At 44.5% G+C, this 18,082-nt stretch carries 29 protein-coding genes; all 29 read right to left on the minus strand.

The genetic code is table 11. The annotated features are described in order from the left end of the window. Position 1: 1 nt before the first annotated feature. On the minus strand, positions 2-646 hold the full coding sequence (locus PODO_RS26915; protein ID WP_038573451.1) for an adenylate kinase: 645 nt from the start codon (positions 644-646) through the stop codon (positions 2-4). Between the two features lie 96 nt (positions 647-742). Beyond that, positions 743-2,041 carry a preprotein translocase subunit SecY gene (gene secY / locus PODO_RS26920; RefSeq protein ID WP_036680571.1) on the minus strand — a complete coding sequence of 433 codons (1,299 nt, stop codon included), beginning with the start codon at positions 2,039-2,041 and terminating at the stop codon, positions 743-745. Continuing rightward, positions 2,041-2,481 carry a 50S ribosomal protein L15 gene (gene rplO / locus PODO_RS26925; RefSeq protein ID WP_036680569.1) on the minus strand — a complete coding sequence of 147 codons (441 nt, stop codon included), beginning with the start codon at positions 2,479-2,481 and terminating at the stop codon, positions 2,041-2,043. Before rplO ends, secY begins: the two co-directional genes overlap by 1 nt. Before the next feature lie 40 nt (positions 2,482-2,521). Further along, entirely contained in the window at positions 2,522-2,707 is a 186-nt protein-coding gene (gene rpmD / locus PODO_RS26930) for a 50S ribosomal protein L30 (protein ID WP_036680567.1), read from the minus strand. A gap of 14 nt (positions 2,708-2,721) precedes the next feature. After that, positions 2,722-3,219, minus strand: a complete 498-nt coding sequence (rpsE, locus tag PODO_RS26935; RefSeq protein ID WP_036652980.1) for a 30S ribosomal protein S5 — start codon at positions 3,217-3,219, stop codon at positions 2,722-2,724. 27 nt (positions 3,220-3,246) lie between these two features. Further along, a complete protein-coding gene (gene rplR, locus PODO_RS26940) occupies positions 3,247-3,615 on the minus strand; it encodes a 50S ribosomal protein L18 (protein WP_036680564.1) in 369 nt (122 codons plus the stop codon). An 84-nt stretch (positions 3,616-3,699) separates the two neighbouring features. After that, on the minus strand, positions 3,700-4,242 hold the full coding sequence (rplF, locus tag PODO_RS26945; RefSeq protein WP_036680562.1) for a 50S ribosomal protein L6: 543 nt from the start codon (positions 4,240-4,242) through the stop codon (positions 3,700-3,702). 30 nt (positions 4,243-4,272) lie between these two features. Continuing rightward, on the minus strand, positions 4,273-4,671 hold the full coding sequence (gene rpsH / locus PODO_RS26950; protein WP_036680560.1) for a 30S ribosomal protein S8: 399 nt from the start codon (positions 4,669-4,671) through the stop codon (positions 4,273-4,275). Positions 4,672-4,703: 32 nt separating this feature from the next. Further along, the gene (locus PODO_RS26955; protein ID WP_013312154.1) at positions 4,704-4,889 is read right to left on the minus strand and encodes a type Z 30S ribosomal protein S14; all 186 of its coding nucleotides are present in this window, start codon (positions 4,887-4,889) and stop codon (positions 4,704-4,706) included. A 49-nt stretch (positions 4,890-4,938) separates the two neighbouring features. Continuing rightward, positions 4,939-5,481, minus strand: a complete 543-nt coding sequence (gene rplE / locus PODO_RS26960; protein ID WP_036680558.1) for a 50S ribosomal protein L5 — start codon at positions 5,479-5,481, stop codon at positions 4,939-4,941. Between the two features lie 31 nt (positions 5,482-5,512). Beyond that, positions 5,513-5,866 (minus strand): 50S ribosomal protein L24, encoded by a 354-nt coding sequence (gene rplX / locus PODO_RS26965; RefSeq protein WP_076099615.1) that lies wholly within the window; start codon positions 5,864-5,866, stop codon positions 5,513-5,515. 48 nt (positions 5,867-5,914) lie between these two features. After that, complete coding sequence (gene rplN / locus PODO_RS26970; RefSeq protein WP_036680556.1) at positions 5,915-6,283, minus strand: 50S ribosomal protein L14; 369 nt, start codon at positions 6,281-6,283, stop codon at positions 5,915-5,917. A 37-nt stretch (positions 6,284-6,320) separates the two neighbouring features. Then, complete coding sequence (gene rpsQ, locus PODO_RS26975) at positions 6,321-6,587, minus strand: 30S ribosomal protein S17 (RefSeq protein ID WP_036680554.1); 267 nt, start codon at positions 6,585-6,587, stop codon at positions 6,321-6,323. Between the two features lie 43 nt (positions 6,588-6,630). Further along, complete coding sequence (rpmC, locus tag PODO_RS26980) at positions 6,631-6,828, minus strand: 50S ribosomal protein L29 (protein WP_019908232.1); 198 nt, start codon at positions 6,826-6,828, stop codon at positions 6,631-6,633. Next, positions 6,818-7,252, minus strand: coding sequence for a 50S ribosomal protein L16 (rplP, locus tag PODO_RS26985; protein ID WP_036680552.1), 435 nt, complete (start codon positions 7,250-7,252; stop codon positions 6,818-6,820). Before rplP ends, rpmC begins: the two co-directional genes overlap by 11 nt. A 2-nt stretch (positions 7,253-7,254) precedes the next feature. Next, positions 7,255-7,920: a 30S ribosomal protein S3 gene (rpsC, locus tag PODO_RS26990; protein WP_038573452.1), complete on the minus strand. Its 666-nt coding sequence runs from the start codon at positions 7,918-7,920 to the stop codon at positions 7,255-7,257. 13 nt (positions 7,921-7,933) lie between these two features. After that, positions 7,934-8,266 carry a 50S ribosomal protein L22 gene (gene rplV, locus PODO_RS26995; protein WP_036680546.1) on the minus strand — a complete coding sequence of 111 codons (333 nt, stop codon included), beginning with the start codon at positions 8,264-8,266 and terminating at the stop codon, positions 7,934-7,936. 33 nt (positions 8,267-8,299) lie between these two features. Next, a complete protein-coding gene (gene rpsS, locus PODO_RS27000) occupies positions 8,300-8,578 on the minus strand; it encodes a 30S ribosomal protein S19 (RefSeq protein ID WP_038573453.1) in 279 nt (92 codons plus the stop codon). A gap of 76 nt (positions 8,579-8,654) precedes the next feature. Next, complete coding sequence (gene rplB / locus PODO_RS27005) at positions 8,655-9,485, minus strand: 50S ribosomal protein L2 (RefSeq protein WP_036680541.1); 831 nt, start codon at positions 9,483-9,485, stop codon at positions 8,655-8,657. 29 nt (positions 9,486-9,514) lie between these two features. Next, on the minus strand, positions 9,515-9,808 hold the full coding sequence (gene rplW / locus PODO_RS27010) for a 50S ribosomal protein L23 (RefSeq protein WP_036680537.1): 294 nt from the start codon (positions 9,806-9,808) through the stop codon (positions 9,515-9,517). Beyond that, positions 9,808-10,431, minus strand: a complete 624-nt coding sequence (rplD, locus tag PODO_RS27015; protein WP_036680536.1) for a 50S ribosomal protein L4 — start codon at positions 10,429-10,431, stop codon at positions 9,808-9,810. The genes rplW and rplD overlap by 1 nt, the downstream gene beginning before the upstream one ends. 25 nt (positions 10,432-10,456) lie before the next feature. After that, positions 10,457-11,080, minus strand: a complete 624-nt coding sequence (gene rplC, locus PODO_RS27020; protein WP_036680532.1) for a 50S ribosomal protein L3 — start codon at positions 11,078-11,080, stop codon at positions 10,457-10,459. A gap of 42 nt (positions 11,081-11,122) precedes the next feature. After that, a complete protein-coding gene (gene rpsJ, locus PODO_RS27025) occupies positions 11,123-11,431 on the minus strand; it encodes a 30S ribosomal protein S10 (RefSeq protein ID WP_017692074.1) in 309 nt (102 codons plus the stop codon). A 225-nt stretch (positions 11,432-11,656) separates the two neighbouring features. Continuing rightward, entirely contained in the window at positions 11,657-13,006 is a 1,350-nt protein-coding gene (locus tag PODO_RS32085) for a globin-coupled sensor protein (protein WP_038573456.1), read from the minus strand. 266 nt (positions 13,007-13,272) lie between these two features. After that, positions 13,273-14,463 (minus strand): elongation factor Tu, encoded by a 1,191-nt coding sequence (gene tuf, locus PODO_RS27035; RefSeq protein ID WP_036680523.1) that lies wholly within the window; start codon positions 14,461-14,463, stop codon positions 13,273-13,275. 109 nt (positions 14,464-14,572) lie between these two features. Next, on the minus strand, positions 14,573-16,651 hold the full coding sequence (fusA, locus tag PODO_RS27040) for an elongation factor G (protein ID WP_036680521.1): 2,079 nt from the start codon (positions 16,649-16,651) through the stop codon (positions 14,573-14,575). Positions 16,652-16,698: 47 nt separating this feature from the next. Next, the gene (gene rpsG / locus PODO_RS27045) at positions 16,699-17,169 is read right to left on the minus strand and encodes a 30S ribosomal protein S7 (RefSeq protein WP_036680520.1); all 471 of its coding nucleotides are present in this window, start codon (positions 17,167-17,169) and stop codon (positions 16,699-16,701) included. A 45-nt stretch (positions 17,170-17,214) separates the two neighbouring features. Then, a complete protein-coding gene (gene rpsL / locus PODO_RS27050; RefSeq protein ID WP_036680518.1) occupies positions 17,215-17,634 on the minus strand; it encodes a 30S ribosomal protein S12 in 420 nt (139 codons plus the stop codon). A 133-nt stretch (positions 17,635-17,767) separates the two neighbouring features. After that, positions 17,768-18,019, minus strand: coding sequence for a ribosomal L7Ae/L30e/S12e/Gadd45 family protein (locus PODO_RS27055; protein WP_038573459.1), 252 nt, complete (start codon positions 18,017-18,019; stop codon positions 17,768-17,770). Positions 18,020-18,082 lie beyond the last annotated feature (63 nt).

Below are 18,082 nucleotides of genomic sequence, written 5' to 3' on the forward strand. Positions count from 1 at the left end.
ATTAACCCCGCATTAAAGACACGATTTCAGAAGTAACGACATTAATTTCGTTTTCCCCGTTTACCTGACGCAAAAGACCTTTATTATCATAAAACGCAAGCAGCGGCGCTGTTTTATTATCATACTCATCCAGGCGCTTGCCTACACTTTCTTCGTTGTCATCCGGACGTTGATATAACTCACCGCCATCAATGTCGCAAATGCCATCTTGCTTCGGCGGGTTGAAGATTAAATGGTAGGATGCTCCGCAAACGCTGCAGATACGACGTCCAGTAAGACGCGCCATTAGCAATCCACGGTCAACATTCAAGTTGATGACATGATCCAAAGAAGTGTTCAAACGGCTAAGAATATCATCCAGCGCTTCCGCTTGCGAAAGAGTTCTTGGAAAACCATCCAATAGAAATCCTTTTTCGCAATCGGACTGCTGCAACCGTTCTTCGACTATCCCAATGGTCACATCATCTGGTACAAGCAAACCTTGATCTATAAATGATTTGGCCTTCAATCCTACCGGAGTTTCCTGTTTGATTGCCAAACGGAAAGCATCTCCTGTCGAAATATGAGGAATACCAAATTCTTTAACGATTTCTGCCGCTTGTGTTCCCTTGCCTGCCCCAGGAGGGCCCATGAATAAAATGTTCACGATTTCTCTCTCCCCCCAAAAGTTCGCCACCAAGCAAGAAACAGCATAATAGGTGCCGGGAAGAATAAAAACTTAAGCTTCACCGGAACCTATCACCTATTTATTGATGAAGCCTTTGTAATGGCGTTTGATCAAATGGCTCTCGATCTGCTTCATAGTATCCAATGCCACGCCGATTACGATAAGCAGCGCAGTGCCACCAATTCGAACTTCTTTGGGCAATCCAGATATAGCACCGAAGAACATCGGTAGTACAGAGATCAAAGCTAGGAACAACGCGCCTGACATAGTCAAACGAGACATTACTCTAGTCAGATATTTCTCTGTAGCTTTACCAGGACGGATACCTGGGATGTAACCACCATTCTTCTTCATGTTATCAGCCATCTGCTGAGGATTCATCTGTACGAACGTATAGAAGAACGTAAACCCGATGATCATCACTACATACAGAAGCATACCAAGCGGAGCATCGGTTGCCAAATATTTGGTAATCCATTGTGCCCAGGCATGTGTTGACCAGAAACTGGAGAGAACAACTGGGAACTGAAGCAATGATACGGCGAAGATTACCGGAATTACACCTGCCGCATTAATTTTCAGCGGAATATGTGTATTCTGTCCACCGTACATTTTGTTGCCAACTACGCGTTTAGCATATTGAACAGGAATCTTCCGAATACCTTGCTGCACGAAGATAACTGCTGTAATAATCGCTACAATCACAATCAGCACAATAACGACTTTAAGAATATTCAGGAACACCTGATCCGGCTGAATAAAGCTTGAGTTAGCCGTACTTGTGATATATCCCGGGATACCGGCGACGATTCCCGCAAAAATCAGGATCGAAATCCCGTTCCCGATTCCCTTTTCGGTAATCTGTTCACCAAGCCACATCAAGAAAGAAGTACCTGCCGTCAAGATAATGGCAACCAGCAAGTAATCAGCAAATGTCGCATTCGGCATCATTTGAGTATTGTATATCCGGTTAAACCCTATCGACGTAGCAAAACCTTGGATCAGGGCTAATATCACTGTACCGTAACGAGTGATTTGCGCCAATTGTTTTTTTCCGTGCTCCCCTTGTTTAGCCCATTCAGCAAACTTAGGAACAACATCCATCGACAGCAATTGCACGATGATGGATGCTGTAATGTACGGATAAATACTGATCGCAAATATCGAGAAGTTTTTGAGCGCTCCGCCCGAGAAGGTGTTCAAGAGTCCCATCAAAGCGTCACCGCTCTGATTTGCTGTTGCCAGTACATCTTTGTTTACACCAGGAACCGGAACAAACGAACCGATACGGTAGATAAACAGAATGAACAAGGTAAACAGGATCTTTTTGCGCAAATCTTCAACATGCCAGATATTCTTAAGCGTCTTGAACATTAGATCACCTCGGTTTTACCGCCGGCAGCCTCGATTTTCTCTACCGCAGATTGAGAGAACTTATTTGCTTGTACAGTCAATTTTACGGTCAACTCACCGTTGCCGAGAATCTTGATGCCGCTTTTGGAATTCTTGACAACACCAGTTTCAAGCAACAACTGCGGAGTCACTTCAGTTCCTTCTGCAAAGCTATTCAGATCTTCCAGGTTCACAATCGCATACTCTTTACGGGTAGGATTGACGAAACCACGTTTAGGCAGACGACGATAGAGCGGATTTTGTCCACCCTCGAAGCCCGGACGAACACCACCGCCAGAACGTGAGTTTTGACCTTTGTGACCGCGACCGGAAGTTTTACCATTTCCGCTACTAGGACCACGACCAACGCGATTGCGTTCTTTGCGGGAACCAGGAGCTGGAGCAAGTTCATGTAACTTCATCGTTTGCACCTCCTTATGTTTGTTAATTTATGCGAGGCGATTAGCCTTCAATTTCAGTTACAGATAGCAAGTGACTCACTTTATTGATCATTCCGCGAATTGCAGGACTGTCATTGTGAACCACTGTCGTGTTGAGTTTACGCAGGCCGAGCGTCTTAACAGTAACACGTTGTGTTTCTGGACGTCCGATTACACTACGTACGAGGGTAATTTGCAATTTTGCCATTGACGTTCCCCTCCTTAACCGCGCAATTCTTCGACAGATTTGCCGCGAAGTTTCGCGACCTCTTCAATGCGTTTCAGACGGGAAAGTCCCTCCAAAGTTGCATTGACCATGTTCATGGAATTCGAAGAACCCAGTGATTTTGTCAAAATGTCGCCAACGCCTGCCAATTCCAATACCGCACGAACTGGACCGCCAGCGATAACGCCAGTACCCTCTGATGCTGGTTTCAGCAACACGCGTCCTGCGCCGAAGTGTCCAGTAACGAGATGGGGAATCGAAGTTCCTACGATTGGGATGTGAATCAGGTTTTTCTTGGCGTCTTCAATGCCTTTACGGATGGCATCCGGAACTTCGCCGGCTTTACCGATACCAGCACCGACGTAGCCGTTGCCGTCGCCCACAACAACAAGTGCACTAAAGCTGAAACGGCGTCCGCCTTTTACAACTTTTGCAACACGGTTAATGTGTACAACTCTTTCTGTCAGTTCTAAACTGTTCGGATCTACACGCAAGTCGTTAACCTCCTTTTAAGAATTATTCTAGAATTCAAGACCAGCTTCACGAGCTGCATCAGCCAATGCTTGAATCCGTCCATGGTACAAGTAACCTCCGCGGTCGAATACGACCACTGCATATCCTTTTTCTTTGGCACGCTCAGCGACCAATTGGCCAACTTTCGCTGCAGCTTCAACGCTGCCGCCATTACCGATGTTAGCGCTCAGATCTTTATCAAGTGTAGAAGCGGATACGATAGTAACCCCTTTAACATCATCGATCAGTTGAGCGTAGATGTGTTTCGAAGAACGGAATACGTTCAAACGTGGACGCTCAGTAGTTCCCTGGATCTTCTTACGAACACGCAGGTGTCTTTTGAGACGAGCCTTGTTTTTATCTTCTTTTGTAATCATGACTTCCCTTTCACTCCCTTCAGTTTGCCGTAAACAGCTTCACTTTAAGATGCACGGGGTATCTTACAATTAAGTTTAAACTGGTTATTTCTTCTTACCAGCTTTACCTTCTTTGCGGATGATACGCTCGCCTTCATATTTGATACCTTTACCTTTATACGGTTCTGGTTCACGAACGGAACGGATTTTAGCAGCGTATGCGCCAACGCGTTCTTTATCGATACCTTTAACGATGATCTTCGTGTTCGCAGGAACTTCGAACTCGATACCAGCTTCCGGTGTAATTTCAACCGGGTGGGAATAACCAACGTTCAGAACGATTTTATCTCCGGATTTGCTTGCACGATATCCGACCCCAACCAGTTCCAGAGATTTCGAGAAACCTTCAGTCACACCTGCTACCATGTTGTTGACAACGGAGCGGGTTGTGCCGTGAAGTGAACGATGCAATTTGTTATCCGACGGGCGAACAACGGTAATTTCGTTATTTTCAACTGTAACCTTCATGTCTTTATGAAGCTCACGAGTCAAAGAACCTTTTGGACCTTTTACTGTAATAACGGCGTTGTCCAAAGTGACATCTACACCGCTAGGTACTGCGATTGGTTTGCGACCAATACGAGACATGTGTTGCACCTCCTTATCTTGTGACGTTTATTACCAAATGTAGCAGACAACTTCTCCGCCAGATTTTGATTGACGAGCTTCTTTGTCGGTCATAACTCCCTTAGATGTGGAGATAATCGCGATTCCTAGACCACCGAGTACACGAGGCACTTCATTGCTCTTCGTGTATACGCGAAGGCCTGGTTTACTGATTCTTTTCAAACCAGAAATAACACGCTCTTGGTTAGGGCCGTATTTCAAGAAGATACGGATAATCCCTTGTTTGCTATCTTCAACGAATTCCGCATCGCGGATGAAACCTTCACGCTTCAAAATGTCAGCGATTTGTTTCTTCATAGTAGAAGCAGGCATTTCTACCGTCTCGTGACGCACAATGTTAGCGTTACGAATACGAGTAAGCATATCTGCAATAGGATCAGACATAGTCATGTGTGTAAACCTCCTTCCCGTTTATAAACTTCTTACCAACTTGCTTTTTTCACGCCAGGGATCTGGCCTTTATAAGCTAATTCACGGAAACAAATTCTGCAAATTTTGAACTTTTGCAGTACCGAATGTGGACGACCACAACGTTCGCAACGTGTATATGCACGTACTTTAAACTTAGGCGTACGTTGTTGTTTAACTTTCATCGAAGTTTTTGCCACTTAGCCTGACACCTCCTAAACATTTTCGGAGAAAATGGATTAACCGACTTTATTTTGCGAAAGGCATTCCCAGCTGACCCAGCAGCTCGCGGGATTCCTCGTCCGTCTTAGCAGTCGTTACAATAACGATGTCCATACCGCGGACTTTATCCACTTTGTCATATTCGATCTCGGGGAAGATCAATTGTTCTTTAAGACCAAGTGTGTAGTTACCACGGCCATCAAAGGCTTTAGTGGAAACACCACGGAAGTCACGTACACGTGGAAGTGTTACGTTGAACAATTTGTCCAAGAAGTAATACATACGCTCTCCGCGCAGTGTTACTTTAACCCCAATCGGCATATTTTCGCGTAGTTTGAAACCAGCGATGGATTTTTTAGCTTTAGTGATTACTGGTTTTTGACCAGCGATCAACTGCATGTCATTAACTGCAGCATCAAGTACTTTGGAGTTTTGAACAGCGTCACCCACACCCATGTTGATGACAACCTTCTCGATCTTAGGCACTTGCATAACAGTTGTATAGTTAAACTTCTGCATCAAAGCAGGTGTAATTTCGTTAAGAAAACGTTCTTTCATTCTTGCTGCCATGAAGATTTAACCTCCTTTCTTAAGGGCTAGATTAGTCGATAATCTCTCCGGATCTTTTAGCAATCCGAACTTTTTTACCATTGTCCAAAACTTTGTAACCGATACGGGTTACTTTGCCGGTCTTCGGATCGATGTGCATTACGTTGGACACATGAATCGAAGCTTCCTGCTCAATAATTCCACCCTGTGGATTCAGCTGGTTCGGCTTTTGGTGTTTTTTCACCATATTGACGCCTTCTACCAGAACGCGGTTTTCACGAGGATAAGCAGCGATGACACGGCCTTTTTTGCCTTTGTCTTTACCACTAATCACAAGCACCACGTCATCTTTCTTCACGTGCAGTTTATTGTTATGGGATTCCAGAACTTTTTTCACTCTAGGCATTTATTACACCTCCTATAACTAACCTTCAACTTATTGGTGCCGTGTTTATTAGATAACTTCCGGTGCCAAGGAAACGATCTTCATGTAGTCTTTATCGCGAAGTTCGCGAGCAACTGGTCCAAAGATACGTGTTCCACGAGGGCTTCTGTCGTCTTTAACAACAACAGCTGCGTTTTCGTCGAATGCGATGTAAGATCCATCTTTACGACGAACGGAACGTTTCGTACGAACAACTACCGCTCTAACAACATCACCTTTTTTGACAACGCCGCCTGGTGTTGCTTGTTTAACGGAACAAACGATCAAATCACCGATTGCTGCTGTACGGCGTCCAGTACCACCCAGTACGCGGATACACATCAGTTCCTTCGCACCAGAGTTGTCAGCCACATGCAAACGTGTAAATGGTTGAATCATTATAATTTCCTCCTTCCGGAAAAACTCTCTTGATATCTTAGATGATAACCGCTGCTTCTACCACTTCAACTAGTCTCCAACGTTTGTCCTTAGACAACGGACGAGTTTCCATGAGTTTTACGGTATCGCCAATCTTTGCAACATTTCCCTCATCATGTGCTTTGAATTTCTTCGTAGACTTGATGCGTTTGTGGTACAAATTGTGTTTTTTATAGGTTTCAACAGCAACTACGATGGTTTTATCCATTTTATCACTGACCACTTTACCGATTAGCACTTTACGTGCATTACGTTCTTCACTCATTAGTTAGCCTCCTTCCTGAATACGGATCTGCGATCCGTCTCACTTAACTAATCCCAAGCACTCTTTGATGGATCACGGTTTTAGCACGAGCTATTTCCTTACGCACGTCACGAATCCGAGTTGGGTTGTCCAATTGGCCAGTTGCCAATTGAAAACGGAGATTAAAAAGTTCCTCTTTGAATCCAGCGATCTTTTGTTCAATCTCAGCAGTGGTTAAGTTGCGAAGTTCATTAGCTTTCATTTGCTTCACCACCCAATTCTTCACGTTTCACAAACTTAGTCTTTACAGGCAGCTTGTGAGCGGCAAGACGCATCGCTTCACGAGCGATTTCTTCCGACACGCCTCCGAGTTCGAACATAATCTTGCCCGGTTTAACTACGGCTACCCATTTCTCAACGTTACCTTTACCACTACCCATACGAACCTCGAGAGGCTTTTGAGTAATAGGTTTATCTGGGAAAATCTTGATCCAAACTTGACCGCCACGTTTGATATAACGTGTCATCGCGATACGAGCAGCTTCGATCTGACGGTTAGTGATCCAAGACGGTTCAAGTGCAACCAGGCCGAATTCGCCGAAGTTCAATTCAGTACCGCCTTTTGCCATACCCTTCATGTGTCCGCGTTGTTGCTTGCGGTGTTTTACGCGTTTTGGTACCAACATGATTAGTTGCCTCCTTCCTGAGCAGCTTGTTTCTTAGCTGGGGGAAGAACTTCTCCACGGTAGATCCATACTTTTACGCCAATAAGACCGTAAGTTGTATGTGCTTCAGCCGTTCCGTAATCGATATCGGCACGAAGCGTATGAAGTGGAACTGTTCCTTCGCTATAACCTTCTGAACGAGCAATCTCAGCTCCGCCAAGACGTCCGCCCACTTGAGTTTTAATCCCTTTTGCGCCAGAACGCATAGTTCTTTGAATCGCTTGTTTGAGGGCACGACGGAACGATACACGACGTTCCAATTGTTGAGCAATGCTCTCAGCTACAAGAATTGCATCCAATTCAGGGTGCTTGATTTCATTGATGTTGATGTGTACTTTTTTGCCACCAGCGATTGCTGTAACTGCGCTGCGAAGTACTTCTACTTCTGCTCCGCCTTTACCAATAACCATACCTGGTTTAGCTGTATGAATTGTAACGTTCACGCGGCTAGCCGCTCTTTCGATCTCGATATGGGAAACAGCGGAATCCTTCAATTTGCCTTTAAGGTATTCCCGGATTTTGACGTCTTCCATCAGAAGAGTACCGAAATCTTTTCCTGCATACCATTTAGATTCCCAATCGCGAATAATACCGATTCGGAGTCCGATTGGATTTACCTTTTGACCCACGTGTTATCCCTCCTTATTTCTCAGATACCACCAGTGTAATGTGGCTCGTGCGTTTATTGATCCGACTTGCGCGGCCCATGGCGCGCGGACGGAAACGTTTCATAGTAGGTCCTTGGTTAACGAAAACCTCGCTAACGAACAAACTGTTCACGTCCAAAGAATAGTTATGCTCAGCATTCGCAATTGCCGAATTAAGCAACTTTTCAACGACCGGAGAAGCGGATTTCGGAGTGTGGCGAAGAATAGCAATTGCTTCCCCCACTTGCTTACCACGAATCAAGTCAACAACCAGTTTCGCTTTACGAGCGGAAATTCGCACCGATCTTGCATGTGCTTTTGCTTCCATTGTTTAACCTCCTTTCAAACAGAGACCTTATTATTATCTTCTTGTTTTCTTATCGTCACCCGAGTGGCCTTTGTAAGTACGTGTTGGCGCGAACTCGCCCAACTTGTGACCTACCATATCTTCTGTTACGTATACAGGCACGTGTTTACGGCCGTCATATACACCAAACGTATGTCCGATAAACTGAGGGAAAATGGTTGAGCGACGGGACCAAGTTTTAACTACAACCTTTTTTTCAGCCTCGTTCAGTTCCTCAACTTTTTTAAGCAGGTAGCCATCGATAAACGGCCCCTTCTTTAAACTGCGACCCATGTGTGAATCCTCCCTTCATCCGGTTCTTCAAACCGCGAATCGACGCTTCGCGCTTTATTAACTTGCCAGAAGCGTCTTATTTAGTGCGGCGGCGAACGATATATTTATCAGATGCCTTGTTTTTCTTACGCGTTTTGTAACCAAGGGTTGGTTTGCCCCATGGAGACATTGGCGATTTACGTCCGATTGGAGCGCGACCTTCACCACCACCGTGTGGGTGATCGTTAGGGTTCATTACTACCCCGCGAACTTCAGGACGACGGCCGAGCCAGCGACTACGTCCAGCTTTACCGATTTTGATCAATTCGTGATCTTCGTTACCTACGGAACCGATAGTTGCACGGCATACGCTAAGGATCTTACGAACCTCACCGGATGACAAACGAACGGAACAGTATTTTTCTTCTTTACCAAGCAATTGAGCTTCTGTACCAGCTGCACGAACCAATTGTCCGCCTTTACCTGGTTTCAACTCAATGTTGTGGATAACTGTACCTACTGGAATGTTTTCCAGTGGAAGACTGTTACCAATTTTGATGTCGGCCGCAGGACCGGACTCTACTTTATCCCCAACTCTTAGACCTTTAGGAGCGATGATATAACGTTTCTCTCCATCAGCATAGTGGATCAAAGCAATATTAGATGTGCGGTTCGGGTCATACTCGATTGTAGCAACGCTACCTGGTATGCCGTCTTTAGTCCGCTTGAAGTCGATAATACGGTATTTACGTTTATGTCCGCCGCCATGGTGACGAACCGTAATTTTACCTTGGTTGTTGCGTCCCGCATGTTTGAACAGCGGAGAAAGCAACGATTTCTCTGGCTGGTTTGTTGTAATTTCTTCAAACGTAGACACGGACATAGCGCGTCTTGCCGGAGAGGTCGGTTTGTACTTTTTGATTGGCACTGTAGTTCCCTCCTTACTTCAACAGAGTATTATTCTACCGCTTCAAAAAATTCAAGCGGTTTGCTGTCCGGGCTAAGCTTAACGATGGCTTTTTTCCACTCTGGAGTGTAACCAGAATATTTACCATAACGTTTCAGTTTGCCAGGTACGCGCATTGTGTTCACATTTGTTACTTTTACTTTGAAAATAGCCTCGACAGCTTTTTTGATTTCGGTTTTGTTAGCACGGATATCCACTTCAAAAGCGTATTTCATTTCGCTCATGTAGTCGGAAGTACGTTCCGTAATCACCGGACGTTTGATAATATCACGAGGATCTTTCATTACGCGAACACCTCCTCTACCTTCAGAACTGCTTCTTTAGTGATGATCAGTTTGTCGTACGTCAGTACGTCAAGAACATTAATGCCGTCAGCCGCTACGAATTTCACCCCAGGGATGTTACGAGCGGAAAGTGCTACGTTATCATCATAGCTAGTAGCTACGATCAACGCTTTACGATCTACTTTCAGATTGTTCAAGATTGCTGCGAATTCTTTCGTTTTCGGAGCATTCATTGTCAAGCTATCCAATACGATAATGTCATTCTCGAGTACTTTCGAGGACAAAGCGGATTTGATCGCCAAACGACGAACCTTCTTAGGCAGTTTCCAGGAATAGCTACGTGGTGTTGGTCCGAAGACAACGCCGCCGCCTTTCCATTGTGGAGAACGAATGGAGCCTTGACGAGCGCGACCTGTACCTTTTTGTTTCCAAGGTTTACGTCCACCGCCACGAACTTCAGAACGTCCTTTTACTTTGTGTGTACCACGACGTAGGGAAGCTCTTTGCATAAGCGCAGCTTCATGTAGAACGTGTTCATTCGGTTCAATACCGAATACTGTATCGCTCAGTTCCACTTCACCAACTTCGTTGCCACTAATATTAAAAAGTGTTACTTTTGGCATTTCATGTTCCTCCTTTCTTCAATAATTATTTCTTAACGGTTTGTTTAACTTTCACGAAGCTGTTTTTAGGACCTGGGATAGCGCCTTTAACCAGCAATACGTTACGTTCAACATCAACCTTGATAATTTCAAGCTTTTGAACCGTAATAGTCGTGTGACCCATATGTCCTGGAAGGCGTTTGCCCTTAGGAACACGGTTAGCTTGGATAGAACCCATGGAACCCGGTCTTCTGTGGTAACGCGATCCGTGTGCCATTGGTCCGCGGCTTTGTCCCCAACGTTTGATGTTACCTTGGAAACCTTTACCTTTAGATGTACCAGTTACGTCAACAAATTCGCCCTCAGCAAAGATATCAGCCTTCAGTTCTTGTCCAACCTCGAGAGACCCGAGATCAACACCGCGAATTTCACGAACGTAGCGCTTAGGTGTTGCATTTGCCTTTTTGGCGTGACCCTGTTCAGGCTTATTGGAGCGTTTTTCTTTTTTATCAGAAAAGCCCAATTGCACTGCTTCATATCCGTCGATATTCAGGTCTTTCTTTTGCAGTACTACACAAGGTCCTGCTTCGATAACAGTAACAGGAATTACGTTACCTTCTGGAGTAAACACTTGAGTCATACCGAGTTTTTTTCCTAAGATACCTTTCAATGTTGACACCTCTTTTCTTTTCCTAAGTTACTTAAAATAGAATTACAATTTGATTTCGATATCTACACCGGACGGTAGATCCAAGCGCATCAAGGCATCCACAGTTTGTGGTGTTGGGTTCACAATATCGATCAAACGTTTGTGAGTCCGTTGTTCAAACTGTTCACGGGAATCCTTGTACTTGTGTACCGCACGGAGAATAGTAATGATTTGCTTCTCAGTTGGTAACGGAATCGGCCCGGACACACCTGCACCCGAACGTTTTGCTGTTTCAACAATCTTCTCAGCGGATTGATCAAGAATTCTGTGGTCGTATGCTTTCAAGCGAATACGAATTTTTTGCTTTGCCATTTTAGTCCCTCCTTCTATCGCCCAATTTGGTATCGGACATACTCCGTGAAAATTTTCTGACCTCGTCCCCATGGCAAAGGGGCCGGGTGTGTCAGTAACCTCTCACATCATCGCAACGTCTCAGAACAACATTTATTATTATATATAATAGGCAGCAGTATTGCAAGCAAAAATAGAAAAACAACGCATATTTTTTTCATGCGCTGTTCTTCTACTATATATATGTTAAAGATTTTCTGTCGCAGACTTAAAAATCTCTGCGGAGGAAGCAGTCTGAGCCGTTGCAGTTCCGATCCCCTCAATGGTTTGGATTAAGGTTCTTATTTCTTCTTCCACTATTACAATCTCCTGTGTACTGCTACGCATAGCGTCTACAATATCAGAGAACAAAAGACTAGTCTCGACCGATTGGTGTTTCCCATTCTTAGTTAAGTCCTGCACCTTACGAATCTCTTCTACAACCTGCTGAGTGAGGAGTCCTGATTTATTTGTTAGCTCTACGATCTGAATCACAGTATTCTTAGTATCCTCCGCAAGCCGGCTAACTTCTTGAGCAACCACATTAAACCCTCTACCATGCTCACCAGCTCTTGCGGCTTCAATCGTTGCATTAAGTGAGAGGATTTTAGTCTGATCAGCAATTTCCCTTACTGAGTTCACGATTTTTTGAATTTGTTTAGAGGAATCGCTTAACTCAATGATCGAGTCTTCCATCTCACTGGTGGTCTGATATATGAGATTAATTTGCTCAGTCAAATCGTCCAAGTGTTCATGCCCATCTGCAGCTAATCCCTGTGACTCCAGAGCGGATGAAGCCGTACGTTGGAATGTTCTACTTACTTCATTGCTGCTTGCCACTAGCTGCTTCACAGCAGCATTAGTATCGATGCTATAATCTATCAGTTCAACGCTAAACTCTGAAATTTTTTGTTTCAATTCATTTTTTACTAATAAATATTGCTCCTCCTTCTCTCTTATATTCTCCTTCTCATATTCTTCTAGCACCAATTGCTGCTCAAGATTAAGCAGTTTAGTCACCGTCTGAACCACTCGAAGGCGTATATTGTCATCGTTTGTTTCATTATATATAACGCGTATAAATACGTTCTGAAGATTCTGAAAAGCAGATAAGTACCATTTAGGCTCAAGCCCTACTCTTTTATGAATATTAGCGATCATTAGACGCTTTGCTATGTACTCATCGTCAACCTTTCCATTAAAAATCTCTAGGATATGACCACGTAGAGTAGTTTTTAACCTATCTATACTGCTATGTTCCAAAATAATAGCTTCGAGTTTATTTACACCTAATACAGAATTGTAAAATTGATCAATGATATAGTCTATATTCTGCTCAACAACAGGTTTCACCCTGCGTAGTAAGTTCAGATCTGCTTCAGTCAGATCAATCATCCTCATCTGCTCGTTAAGTTCGCCATGTCCTTCCAGTTTATGAAAAGACTCCGCAACAGAATGATTCTGATCCTTGAAGTCTAAGGAACGAGAGGCAGGAGAATCCACATTATTATTACGTGCAGTTAACGCATGCATGAAGGAAAAAGGACATTTCCCCATATTAACACCCTCCCACAACTCCTATTATTTTACATTATTATACCTCCTTCATTTTACTCTAAGATTAGTATAATTGTAAACAATTGATTGTTGTAATTTGACGAATTATGTAGAAAAAGATCATAATAGTATGCTTTGATTATCAATCTTTGTCGAATAATAAATCATTCTCAAAAAAAAAAAAAAAAAAAAAGCCCCTGATTCTCCGCAAGAAGAATCAGGGGTGTTTGTAATTCGGAATCTACCCGCAGATAGAAGTCGAATTATTATTTTTGGATAGAAGCTACGCTACCAGCACCAACTGTACGGCCACCTTCGCGAATGGAGAATTTAGTACCTTCTTCAATAGCGATTGGGGAGATCAGTTGTACGGTTACGGAGATGTTATCACCAGGCATAACCATTTCAGTACCTTCTGGCAAGTTGATGATACCAGTTACGTCAGTTGTACGGAAGTAGAACTGTGGACGGTATCCAGTGAAGAAAGGCTTGTGACGGCCACCTTCTTCTTTTGTCAGAACGTAAATTTGAGCAGTGAACTCAGTGTGTGGTTTAACGGAGTTCGGCTTAGCCAATACTTGGCCACGCTCGATCATGTTACGGTCAACACCACGAAGCAATGCTCCGATGTTGTCCCCAGCTTGAGCGGAATCCAGCAATTTACGGAACATTTCTACGCCCGTAACTACGGATTTCTTAGTATCTTCGTGAATACCAACGATTTCGATTTCTTCTCCGACTTTAACTGTTCCGCGTTCTACGCGACCAGTTGCCACAGTACCGCGGCCAGTGATGGAGAATACGTCTTCGACAGGCATCAAGAAAGGCTTGTCAGTTTGACGCTCAGGAAGTGGAATGTACTCATCGATTGTTTCAAACATTTCGATGATTTTTTTAGCGTAATCGCCATCTGGGTTTTGCAGAGCTTCACGAGCAGAACCACGGATGATTGGAGTATCGTCGCCTGGGAAGTCATACTCGCTAAGCAAGTCGCGAACTTCCATTTCAACCAATTCCAACAACTCTTCGTCTTCAACCATGTCGCATTTGTTCAAGAAGACAACGATGTAAGGAACGCCTACTTGACGGGACAACAGGATGTGCTCGCGAGTTTGTGGCATTGGGCCATCAGCTGCGGATACAACCAGGATAGCTCCGTCCATTTGCGCTGCGCCAGTGATCATGTTTTTAACATAGTCGGCGTGACCAGGGCAGTCTACGTGAGCGTAGTGACGGTTAGGAGTTTCATATTCAACGTGGGAAGTGGAGATTGTGATACCACGTTCGCGCTCTTCAGGAGCTTTGTCGATTTGATCGAATGCGATAGCTGCGCCACCGTAAGTTTTGGACAATACAGTAGTGATTGCAGCAGTCAGAGTCGTTTTACCATGGTCGACGTGACCAATAGTACCGATGTTAACGTGCGGTTTGTTACGTTCAAACTTTGCCTTTGCCATTTGAACAGTTCCTCCTTAATGTGGGGTTCCTTATATTTGAGCCGCCCGCATACGTGTAATCTTAGATGACTGAGTGTTTATACCCGGGACGGCAAGTTAAAACTGGTAATTATTCAGCGCCTTTGTTCTTTGCAGCGATCTCTTCCGCAATGGATTTAGGAACTTCTTCATAGTGAGAAAGCTCCATTGAGAATACGCCACGTCCTTGTGTACCAGAACGAAGTGTTGTAGAGTATCCGAACATTTCGGAAAGAGGCACCTTAGCACGGATAATTTGCGCTCCACCACGGGAATCCATACCTTCGATACGGCCACGGCGGGAGTTCAGCATACCCATTACATCACCCATATATTCCTCAGGAACAGTTACTTCTACTTTCATGATTGGCTCAAGCAGGACAGGCTTACACTTGTCTTTAGCTGCTTTGAGTGCCATCGAACCGGCAATTTTAAATGCCATTTCGTTGGAATCGACATCATGATAAGAACCATCTACGATGGTAGCTTTAACGTCTACTAGCGGGAAGCCAGCAAGTACGCCGTTTTTCATTTGTTCTTCAATACCCGCAAGTGCAGGAGCGATGTACTCTCTAGGAACCGAGCCACCCACAACTTTACTTTCGAATTTGCTACCAGTACCTGGTTCGAGGGGTTCAAATTCAACCCATACGTGACCGTATTGACCACGACCACCAGATTGGCGTACAAATTTACCTTCGACGCGAGCAGGTGCCTTGAACGTTTCGCGGTAAGCAACCTGTGGTTTACCCACATTGGTTTCTACTTTGAACTCACGACGCATACGGTCGATGATGATGTCCAAGTGAAGTTCACCCATACCAGCCAGGATTGTTTGGCCTGTTTCTTCATCAGTGTGAGCACGAAGAGTTGGATCCTCTTCAGTCAACTTTCCGAGAGCAACGCCCATTTTATCTTGGTCAGCTTTAGTTTTTGGTTCAACAGCGATCTCGATAACTGGATCAGGGAAGTTCATTGATTCCAGAATTACTGGATTCTTCTCATCACACAGTGTATCACCTGTACTGGTATCTTTCAAACCAACAGCAGCTGCGATGTCGCCAGAATACACGATGGAAATTTCTTGACGGCTGTTCGCATGCATTTGAAGGATACGACCAATACGTTCACGCTTGTTCTTAGTTGCATTAACTACGTATGATCCGGACTCAAGTACGCCTGAGTAAACACGGAAGAACGTAAGTTTACCAACATAAGGGTCTGTCATGATTTTAAATGCCAAAGCTGCAAACGGCTCTTCATCCGAAGAGTGACGAACAGCTTCTGTACCGTCATCAAGATGTCCAGTAATAGCTGGAACGTCAAGAGGAGATGGCAAGTAATCAACAACAGCATCCAGCATAAGCTGAATCCCTTTGTTTCGGTAGGAAGATCCAGCAATTACAGGGAACAATTTAACTTCAACTACGCCTTTGCGAATTGCAGCTTTAATTTCCGGAATTGTAATTTCTTCGCCTTCCAAATACTTCATAGTCAGATCCTCATCAAGTTCAGCAACTTTCTCGATCAACTCGAGACGCAGCTCCTCAACTTTGGCCAAATATTCTTCCGGAATATCCGTTACTTCGATGTTTTGGCCCAGATCATCTCTGAACATGTGTGCTTTTTGCTCAACTAGGTCGATAATACCAGTGAAATCACTTTCTGCACCAATTGGCAATTGAATAGCAACTGCGTTGGCTTGAAGGCGATCACGCATAGTTTCGATTACGTTAAGGAAATCCGCACCGATAATGTCCATTTTGTTTACATATGCAATCCGGGGAACGTTATAACGGTCAGCCTGTCTCCATACGGTTTCAGACTGAGGCTCAACGCCCTCTTTTGCACTAAATACACCAACTGCCCCATCCAATACACGCAGGGAACGTTCAACTTCAACAGTGAAGTCAACGTGTCCTGGGGTATCAATGATATTGATGCGGTGACCTTTCCACGCAGCAGTCGTAGCAGCGGACGTAATCGTGATTCCGCGCTCTTGTTCTTGCTCCATCCAGTCCATTGTAGCAGCACCCTCGTGAACTTCACCGATTTTGTGCGTACGGCCTGTATAGAAAAGAATCCGCTCTGTGGTAGTTGTTTTACCAGCATCAATATGCGCCATGATCCCGATGTTACGTGTATTTTTTAAGGAGAACTCTCTAGCCATGAAATGGATCTCCCTTCAAAATATAAGTTATTTGAATGACCTTAATCCTACCAACGGTAGTGAGCGAACGCTTTGTTTGCTTCAGCCATTTTGTGTGTATCTTCACGTTTCTTAACAGAAGCGCCTGTGTTGTTGGAAGCGTCGATGATCTCAGCCGCCAAACGCTCTTCCATAGTCTTCTCACCGCGGTTGCGAGAGTAGTTTACGAGCCAACGTAATCCCAGAGCAGTACGTCTCTCTGGTTTAACCTCGATAGGTACTTGATAGTTAGCACCACCGACACGACGAGCTTTGACTTCCAAAACCGGCATGATATTCTTGATGGCAGCTTCGAAAACTTCCATCGGATCTTTACCCGTACGTTCTTCAATCAATTTGAATGAATTGTACAGAATGCTTTGAGCGACACCTCTTTTACCACCCAGCATAATGCGGTTAATCAAACGAGTAACCAACTTGCTATTATACAACGGATCTGGCAATACGTCTCTCTTTGTAACTGGACCTTTGCGTGGCATGGATATCCCCCTTTCTTAAATGTTTATTATTCAGATATTGTTATCTTACTTCTTAGCTTTAGGACGTTTTGCACCGTATTTAGAACGAGCTTGCATCCGGTTAGCTACACCTGCTGTATCCAAAGCACCACGAACGATATGGTAACGAACCCCTGCAAGGTCCTTTACTTTACCTCCGCGAAGTAATACAACACTGTGCTCTTGTAAGTTATGTCCGATACCCGGGATATAAGCTGTTACCTCGAGACGGTTCGTCAAACGAACACGGGCATATTTACGAAGCGCTGAGTTTGGTTTACGTGGAGTCATTGTGCCTACACGAGTGCACACACCGCGTTTTTGCGGAGCGCTCAAATTTGTAGCCTCACGCTTGAGGGCGTTATACCCTTTTTGAAGAGCGGGAGATTTAGATTTTTCGATTTTGGCTTGACGGCCTTTACGAACCAATTGGTTAATTGTTGGCATGTTGTTGCCACCCCCTTCCTGAAATGATAGTCGATTTAAGAACTCTAAGCCCACAGACCCAGGCGGTTCATAAAAAGACAAATGAAAAGTTCTTGCCGCTGGTGTTCACCCCAGTACAAAAACATTTCTGTAGCTATTGTTTTAAGACGGCTGCCATCGCAGCGCCAACTTCTATTCCGCAGGCCTTGCCCAAATTCAGCATCGTATCCACATATGTGATCTTAACACCTTGTTTGTTACAAAGCAAAACTATCCTGGAAGTAAGCCTTTGATCTCCGTCCTCTGCCACATAGACTTCTGCGGCTAGGCCCAACTCTACCGCCTTGACGGTTTGTTTGGTACCGATCTTGACCTGAGCATCCTGTAGTCCTCTATCATCAGTCATTCTCTTTACCTCCAATGAACAAGGATAACATGGCTACTCACGCACCTTAGACATTTTAGCATT

It is taken from the genome of Paenibacillus odorifer (assembly GCF_000758725.1).
In the GTDB taxonomy this organism is placed as follows: Bacteria; Bacillota; Bacilli; order Paenibacillales; family Paenibacillaceae; genus Paenibacillus_AQ; species Paenibacillus_AQ odorifer.